The organism is Kitasatospora sp. NPDC058478 (genome assembly GCF_042720345.1).
In the GTDB taxonomy this organism is placed as follows: Bacteria; Actinomycetota; Actinomycetes; order Streptomycetales; family Streptomycetaceae; genus Kitasatospora.
In genome coordinates this window covers 53626-60909 of record NZ_JBHXML010000067.1, presented here as the reverse complement: position 1 = coordinate 60909, position 7284 = coordinate 53626, and the positions used below count along the sequence as shown (strand labels likewise).

General features: G+C 75.6%; 5 protein-coding genes. 1 reads left to right on the top strand and 4 read right to left on the bottom strand.

What is annotated here, in order from left to right:
* Positions 1-126 precede the first annotated feature (126 nt).
* The 4 genes from ACFWPT_RS31395 to ACFWPT_RS31380 all read right to left on the bottom strand — a co-directional run bounded on the left by ACFWPT_RS31395 (position 127) and on the right by ACFWPT_RS31380 (position 5660).
* Positions 127-684, bottom strand: a complete 558-nt coding sequence (locus tag ACFWPT_RS31395) for an RICIN domain-containing protein (protein WP_380485905.1) — start codon at positions 682-684, stop codon at positions 127-129.
* A gap of 65 nt (positions 685-749) precedes the next feature.
* The gene (locus ACFWPT_RS31390; protein ID WP_380485903.1) at positions 750-1607 is read right to left on the bottom strand and encodes a peptidoglycan-binding protein; all 858 of its coding nucleotides are present in this window, start codon (positions 1605-1607) and stop codon (positions 750-752) included.
* Between the two features lie 54 nt (positions 1608-1661).
* A complete protein-coding gene (locus ACFWPT_RS31385) occupies positions 1662-2561 on the bottom strand; it encodes a CAP domain-containing protein (RefSeq protein ID WP_380485901.1) in 900 nt (299 codons plus the stop codon).
* A 132-nt stretch (positions 2562-2693) separates the two neighbouring features.
* On the bottom strand, positions 2694-5660 hold the full coding sequence (locus ACFWPT_RS31380) for a BTAD domain-containing putative transcriptional regulator (protein ID WP_380485899.1): 2967 nt from the start codon (positions 5658-5660) through the stop codon (positions 2694-2696).
* A gap of 132 nt (positions 5661-5792) precedes the next feature.
* Here ACFWPT_RS31380 and ACFWPT_RS31375 point away from each other — a divergent pair, with 132 nt between their 5' ends.
* On the top strand, positions 5793-7277 hold the full coding sequence (locus tag ACFWPT_RS31375) for a BTAD domain-containing putative transcriptional regulator (protein ID WP_380485897.1): 1485 nt from the start codon (positions 5793-5795) through the stop codon (positions 7275-7277).
* Positions 7278-7284: the final 7 nt, after the last annotated feature.

Sequence of the window (7284 nt, the reverse complement as noted above, 5' to 3'; positions counted from 1 at the left end):
CTCCCCCCCATCCCTTTTGTGTGGGGTTGTGGGGGGTGGTTTTTTTTTAATACCCCCGGGGGGGGGGGGGGGGGCCCCGCGGGCCCCCCCCGGGGGGGCCCCGGGCGCACCCCTCTCGGCGAGCCGTCAGCCGATCTTCCAGCGCTGGGCCGGGTCGCTGCCGTTGCAGGACGTCACCGAGGTGAGCTGGGCGACGCCGTTGGACTTGAGGCACTGGCCGGTGGCCACGTTCTGGATCAGGTACCAGCCGCGGTCCTCGCTGGTGCGGATCCACTTCTGGTTGGCCGGCAGCCAGTCGCCGGCCGGGCGGTTGAGGCCGTCCCAGCCGCCGGGGGTGTCCCAGAGCTGGACGGCGCCCGAGCCGGTGTCGAGGTCGACGACCTTGCCGGCCGAGCCGTGCGAGATGGCGGTGGTGCCGTCGCAGTAGCCCCAGAACGACCAGGTCTGCGCGGGGCTCTGGTTGCCCTGGTAGACGCCGATCCGCTGGCCGTTGACCTCCGTGTTGGCCGGCAGGTCCAGGACGCCGGTGGCGCCGTTGTAGACGGAGGTGACGGTCTGCAGGTTCGGCGCCAGCTCGCAGCCGGCGGCGTGCGCGGCCGGGGCGGTGACCACGGCCGCCCCCGCGACGGCCGCGACGGCGCCGAGCCCGGCGAGGAACCTGCGGGTACGGGTGACGGGTTTCATCGGGTTCTCCTTCTGGGTGTGGTGGATCCGGGTGTGGTGGATCCGGGTGTGGTCGAGGTGTGGCGTCAGCCGCGCGGGACCTGGAGGGCGTCCCACTGCTTGGGGCCGGGGATTCCGTCGGCGTCGCTGCCGGAGTCGCCCAGCTTGTGCTGCCAGTTGCGGAAGGATTCGAGGTCCGCCCCGGACCACTCGGGGCCGGGGCCCTCGGCGTAGGCGGAGCAGCCCTCGGCGACCAGGCGCTCTCCCATCCGGGTGATGACGTCGCTCTTCTGGCCGTCCTGGAAGAAGTCGGCGCCGGGGAAGGGCTCGTAGCCGCCCTCGCTCCCGCCTCCGTCCCCGCCGCTGTCGGCCTGGGGCCGGGCGCCGCCGTTCGGCTGGTCGGCGGCGGAGGCCTCCTGTCCGAAGTAGACCGCCCCCTGGCGGTCCCGCCACTGCGGGTCGGCGAGGATGACGCCGTCGGCGAAGTCCGGGACGCCGTACCCGTACACCCAACTCGACTTGCGGTCACGGGTCTTGAGGTAGACGCCGTCGCCCTCGGAGCTGCCGTCGTCGTTGGTGTTGCCCTCGACGGTGGTGATGGTGGAGCTGGTGTAGGCGACGCAGATGCCGGTGTGGCTGCCGCCGCCGGGGCCGTAGAACACCTGGCCGCCGATCACCGGGTAGTCGGTGAAGCGGTCGCGGTCCCTGAACCAGGCGACGCCCTCGGCGCAGGAGGCCGTCACCGGGAACAGCCCGGCGTTGCCGGACTGCTGGGCGCACCAGGCGACGAAGGTCGCGCACCAGGCCTCGCCCTGGGACCACTCCAGGCCGGGGACGGCCGGCGAGTACTTCTGGATGTTGTTCCAGTGCGAGCCGCTGCGGCCCTCCTGGTATCCGACCTCGTCTCGGGCGACGCGGATCAGGTCCGCCGCGTTCGAGGACATGAGGGTGGCTCCTTGCTTGCTGTGGCTGCTGTGGCTGCTGGGGGGACGGGGAGGTCAGGCCTGGGCGAAGGTCTGGACGTAGCGGCCCCAGTTGCCGCGCTGGCGGGGGGTGTAGCCGATGCCGATGGAGGTGAAGTCGCGGCCCAGGATGTTGTCGCGGTGGTGCGGGCTGTTCATCCACATCTGCATGGCCTCCGCCACGCTGTTGCCCGGGGTGACGTTCTCGGCGGCCGAGCGGAACTGGAAGCCGGCGGCGTGGATGCGGTCCCACGGGTTGCTGCCGTCGGTGCCGTCGTGCTGGGTGAGGTCGTGGGACGCCATGTCGTTGGCGTGCCGCTGGGCGGCGGCGCTCAGGCGGTCGTCGAGCCGCAGCGGCTGGAGGCCGGCCCGGCCGCGCTCGGTGTTGACGGAGGCCAGCATCTCGGTGCGGAAGTCGCCGCCGGGCTGCGGCTGCGGCTGGGGCTGTGGCTGCTGCTGGCCGCCGGCGCCGCCGTTCTGGCCGCCGGCCGAGATGAGCTGCCAGCGCTGCGCCGGGTTGTTGTCGTCCTGCTTGGTGAGGGTGAGCGGGGCGCCGGGGGCGGCCGCGGTGAGGAACAGCTGGCCCTCGTCGCCGCGGGCGGTCCGGACCCGGAACCAGTCGTTGTCGATGACGTCCAGCACCCAGCGCTGGTTGGGCTGCCCGTGCTCGTTGAACAGCCAGGTCTGGCCGGTGGAGTAGTTGTAGTCGATGACGACGGCCTGGCCGGGGGCGTGCTTGCCGTTGGTGAGCTGGGTCTCCAGGAGCCAGCTGCCGCCGTCCTTGGCCCAGAAGACCCAGCCCTGGGCGGTGGTGCCGTTGGGGCCCCAGGACTGGACCGGGGTGCCCGGGCTGCTCTGGCTGGAGCGCACGTCGGCGACCGTTCCGTTCGCGGACTTGAGGGTCCAGGTCTGACCGTTCTGCGGGAGCGTGGGCATGCGTGGCGCCTATCTTCGGTGGGAGTGGCCCCGGCTCCGCACTGGTGCGGTCCGCGACCTGACGAGAGAGAAGATCGCGGACCGCGGTAGACAAGTGATCAACAAGGGGTGGAGGGCCGTCGGGGACACGCTTTAGGGCTGCGGCAGGCCGTCCAGCAGGGCCCTGGTCTGCTCGGCGTCCTTGGCGAGCCCGAGCCGCTCGTACACCTCCAGCGCGTCCGCGAGGCAGGCCCGGGCCTGGCGGGGGCGGCCGAGGCCGGTGAGTGCGGTGCCCAGGGTGCGCAGCAGTGCGGCCTCCAGGGCGGCGCTGGTGCGGCGGGCGAGCGGCAGCGCCGCCTCGGCGGCGTCGGCGGCGAGCAGCCAGCGTTCGGCCTCGGCGTGGATCCGGGCGGCGAGGTCGCCCGCCGCCGCCGCGAACACCGTCACCTGGAGGGCGGCGAACTCGTCGCGGGCGCCGACCGCGTGGGCGAGTGCCGCCTCCGGGTCGCCGCACAGCCGCAGGACCCGGGCCAGGTAGTAGCGGCCGGTGGCGGCGGACACCGGGCCGGAGCCGCTCATCAGGCGGGCGCCGCGCTCGGCGGCGTCCCGGGCCTCGGCCAGCCGGCCGGTCTGGGCGCAGCTGAACGCGAACTCGCCGAGGGCGCTGCCCTCGGAGCGTTCGGCGCCGAGGCGGCGGAACAGGTCGGCGGCGCGGCCGGCGTGTCGGGCGGCGTCGGCGTAGCGGCCGTGGACGCGGGCGTTGCCGCCGAGGGTGAGCAGGGCCTTGGCGAGGACGCGGACCTTCGGGCCGTCGCCGCTGCCCCCGTTGCCGCCGTCGTCGTCCTGGCAGAGCGCGACGGCCTGGTGGATGTCCTGTTCGGACTCGGCGTAGCGGTTGATGTGCCAGAGCATGCCGCCGCGCACGTAGCGGGCGAGGGCGAGCGGGCCGTGGTCGCCGCGGGCGGCGGCCTCGCGGGCGATGCGGTCGGAGAGGTCGGCGATGTCGCGGGTCTGGGTGCGTTCGGCGAGTACGGAGCCCATCCGGTCGGCGAGTTCGGCCGCCCGGTCGAGCGGCAGCGCCGGGTCGGCGCAGCTCAGGGCGATGGCGGCGGCGTGCACGCCGGCCTGTTCGCGCATCCAGCGGACGGCGGCGGGCCCGTCCGTGATCGTCTTCCCGGGGGAGCGGACGGGCGCGTCGAGCAGGCTGAGTTCGACCGGGTCGGCCTTGCGGGCGGCGCGGTCGGCGTTGCGGGCGGTGGCCAGGCAGTAGTCGACCAGCCGGTCGGCGGCGGCGGTGCGTTCGGTGGCGGGTTCCTCGGCGGCGAGCCGGCCGCGGGCGTAGTCGCGGACCAGGTCGTGGAAGCCGTAGCGGCCGAAGCGGGGGGAGTGCAGCAGGTTGAGGTCGACGAGTGCTTCGAGGAGTTCGTCGGTCTCGGTTTCGGTGCGGCCGAGCAGCGCGGCCGCGCAGGGCAGCGGGACGTCGGGGGCGTCGGGCAGGGACAGCAGGCGGAAGGCGCGGGCGAGTTCGACGTCGAGGCGGTGGTAGGAGAGGGCGAAGGTGGCCTCCACCGTCCGTTCGCCGTCGCTGAGTTCGGCCAGCCGGTGTTCCCGGCGCAGTCCGTCGGCGAGCGCGGCCAGGGTGAGCGCGGGGTCGGCGGCGAGTCGGGAGGCGACGATGCGCACGGCGAGCGGCAGCAGTCCGCAGGCCCGCACGATCTCGTCGGCGGCCACGGGTTCGGCGTCGACGCGGTCGGCGCCGATGATCCGGGTCAGCAGTTCCAGTGCCTCGGCGGGCGGCAGGGTGTCCAGGCGCATCTGGTGCGCCCCGGCGAGGCCGGCCAGTCGGACGCGGCTGGTGACGAGGACGGCGCAGCCGGACGAGCCGGGCAGGAGTGGTTCGACCTGGCCGAGGGTGGCGGCGTTGTCGAGGACGACGAGGACCCGCCGCCCGGCCAGCGCCGAGCGGTAGAGGGCGGAGCGCTCGCCGGTGTCGAGCGGGATCTCGGCGGCGGCCACGCCGAGGGCGCGCAGGAAGCCGGCGAGCACCGCGCCCGGGTCCAGCGGGGTGTGGTCGGCGCCGCGCAGGTCGGCGAAGAGCCGCCCGTCGGGGAAGCGCCCGTGGGCCTGTCGGGCGACGTGCACGGCGAGCGTGGTCTTGCCGACCCCGCCCATGCCGTCGAGGGCGGAGACCACGACGGCTCGCCCGCCGGCCCCGGCGAGGCGGTCCACCAGGGTCTCGACCTCTGCCGTGCGGCCGGTGAAGTCGGCCAGGCCGTCGGGTAGTTGGTCGGGTGGCTGCCAGGCGGGGGCGGGTTCGGCGCGGGCGGAGGCGGAGGCGGCGGGGGCGGGCAGCAGGGACGGGTCCTCGCGCAGGATCCGCAGGTGCAGTGCGGCGGGCCCGTCCCCGCCGGACGGCAGCCGGCGGCGGGCGTCCTCGTACACGGCGAGTGCCTCGGCCTTGCGGCCCGCCTGGTAGAGGGCTCGCATCAGGACGGCGGTCAGCCGGGGCCGTTCGGGGTGTTCCAGGGCGAGGGCGGCGGCCTCGGCCGTCAGGCCGGTGTGGTCGCCGATCTCCGCGTCCAGCTCCAGCCGCGTCTCCTTGGCGTGAAGTCGCTGTTCGGCGAGGCGGGAGCGGACGGCCTCGGCGTGCGGCCCGGGCAGCCCGGCCAGCGGTTCGCCGACCCACAGCCGTTGCGCGGCCAGCAGGACCTCCCGGACCTCCTGCGGCGGGGCCTGCTCGTCGCGCAGCCGTCCGGCCGTGGCCAGCAGTTCCTCCCAGCGGGCCGCGTCCACCTCCGCGTCGGGCACCCGCAGCGCGTAGCCGTCGCCGACGCGCACCAGCGGCATCCGCTGCGGATCCGGCCCGGTGTACGGCTTGAAGGCCGACCGCAGCCGGGAGACGGCCAGCTGGACGGCCTTGCGGGGGTCGGCGGGCGCTGCCCCGCCCCACACCCCCTCCACCAGCACCGGCGTCGCGACCGTCCGTCCGGCGGCGCTCAGCAGCACCGCCAGGACGGCCCGCTGCTGCGGCCGGCCCAGTTCGATCTCCCGCTCCCCGTGCCAGGCGCGCAGTGGCCCCAGCAGCCCGAACCGCAGCCCGGACGCCCCGATGTCAACCATGTCCCGTCCCCGAATGTCGTCCGGTGCCCGGATCACGCCACTTCCGTACGGACGGCGGCGCCCCCTGATCCGGTCACCTATGCTCTGTCACGGATTGTGTACTTGAAACTCATGGCTTCGAGGGGTGGGGGCATGGGGCTCGAATTCCGTGTGCTGGGGCCGCTGCGGGCCCGGTGCGACGGCCACGAGATCGACCTCGGTCGGCCGCAGCAGCGGGCCGTGCTGGCCGCCCTGCTGCTGGCCCCGGGCCAGCTCGTGCCCACTGAACGGCTGGTCGAGGGCTTGTGGGGCGAGGATGACGCCCGTTGGCCCAAGGCTCCGGCCGGCCAGATCGGCACCCACGCGCACCGGCTTCGCCGCGCCCTCGCGGCCCCCGGCCTGCTGGTCGCCACGGCCGGTGGCTACCGGCTGGAGGTGGATCGGGCCGCCGTCGACCTGTTCCGCTACGAGGACGGAGTGAGCCAGGCCGTCACGCTGCGCTACGACGACCCCCTGCGGGCCCGGGAGCTGCTCGCCGGCGCGCTCGCGCTGTGGGAGGGGCGCGCGCTGGACGGCGTGCCCGGCGGTTTCGCCGAACGCGCCCGCGAACGGCTCGCCGCCGGCCACCACGCCGCCGTCAAGGTGCTGCACGACCTGGACCTGGCGCTCGGCGGGCACGCCGAGGCGCTGCCCGCGCTGGACGCGCTCGCCGCCGCACACCCGCGCGACGAGGAGGTGCAGCGCCTCCACCTGCTGGCCCTGCACCGCTGCGGGCGGACGGCCGAGGCGCTGGCCGCCTTCGAGGCGCTGCGCGAACGGCTGGACCGCGAGCTGGGGCTCGAACCGGCACCGGCGGTCGCGGACCTGCACGCCCGCATCCGCGGAGGGGGCGCCGAGCTCGCGGCGCCGTCCGCCCCCGTACCGCCGCGCCGGCCCGCCCGGCCCTGCCAACTGCCGCCGGACATCCCCGACCTGGTCGGGCGGGCGGCCCAGGTGCGGGAGGCCGAGCGGATCCTGCGGGCGGCCGGAGGCGGCGGTGACGGCGATGGTGCCGACGTCGGGGCCTCGCCGGTGCTCGGCCTGTCCGGGCCGGCCGGCAGCGGCACCTCCGCGCTCGCGGTGCACCTGGCGCACACCGTCCAGGACGCCTTCCCGGACGGGCAGCTGTACGCGGCCGGTGAGACGGCGGAGCCGGGCACGGTGCTGGCCGCCTTCCTGCGGGCCCTGGGGGAGCGGCCCGTCGAGGACGCCGGCGTCGGCGAACTGGGCGCCCGCTACCGGGCCGCGCTCGCCGGGCGGCGGGTGCTGGTCGTGCTCGACGGCGTCACCGACCCGGCGCCGCTGCTGCCCGCGGTGGCGGGCTGCGCGGCCGTCGTGGCCGGCGCCGAACCGGGCGCCCTGCCCGCCGACGCGGCCCGGCTGGCCGTGGGCCCGCTGGAGCCGCAGGACGCGTACGAGCTGCTGGCCCGGGTCGTCGGCGCCGAGCGGATCCGCCGGGAGCCGGGCCCGGCCGCCGAGGTCGCCGAGCTCTGCGGCTACCTGCCCGTACTCCTGCGGTCGGTGGCGGCGCGCCTCGCGGCCCGCCCGCAGTGGTCCGTCGCCGACCTGGTCCGCTGGCTCGCCGAACGGGGCGCCTGAGCGGCGC

Bases quoted from the DNA above. Each gene is read 5' to 3' on its own strand.
- ACFWPT_RS31395 (WP_380485905.1), bottom strand. From the start codon at position 684: ATGAAACCCGTCACCCGTACCCGCAGGTTCCTCGCCGGGCTCGGCGCC.
- ACFWPT_RS31390 (WP_380485903.1), bottom strand. From the start codon at position 1,607: ATGTCCTCGAACGCGGCGGACCTGATCCGCGTCGCCCGAGACGAGGTC.
- ACFWPT_RS31385 (WP_380485901.1), bottom strand. From the start codon at position 2,561: ATGCCCACGCTCCCGCAGAACGGTCAGACCTGGACCCTCAAGTCCGCG.
- ACFWPT_RS31380 (WP_380485899.1), bottom strand. From the start codon at position 5,660: ATGGTTGACATCGGGGCGTCCGGGCTGCGGTTCGGGCTGCTGGGGCCA.
- ACFWPT_RS31375 (WP_380485897.1), top strand. From the start codon at position 5,793: ATGGGGCTCGAATTCCGTGTGCTGGGGCCGCTGCGGGCCCGGTGCGAC.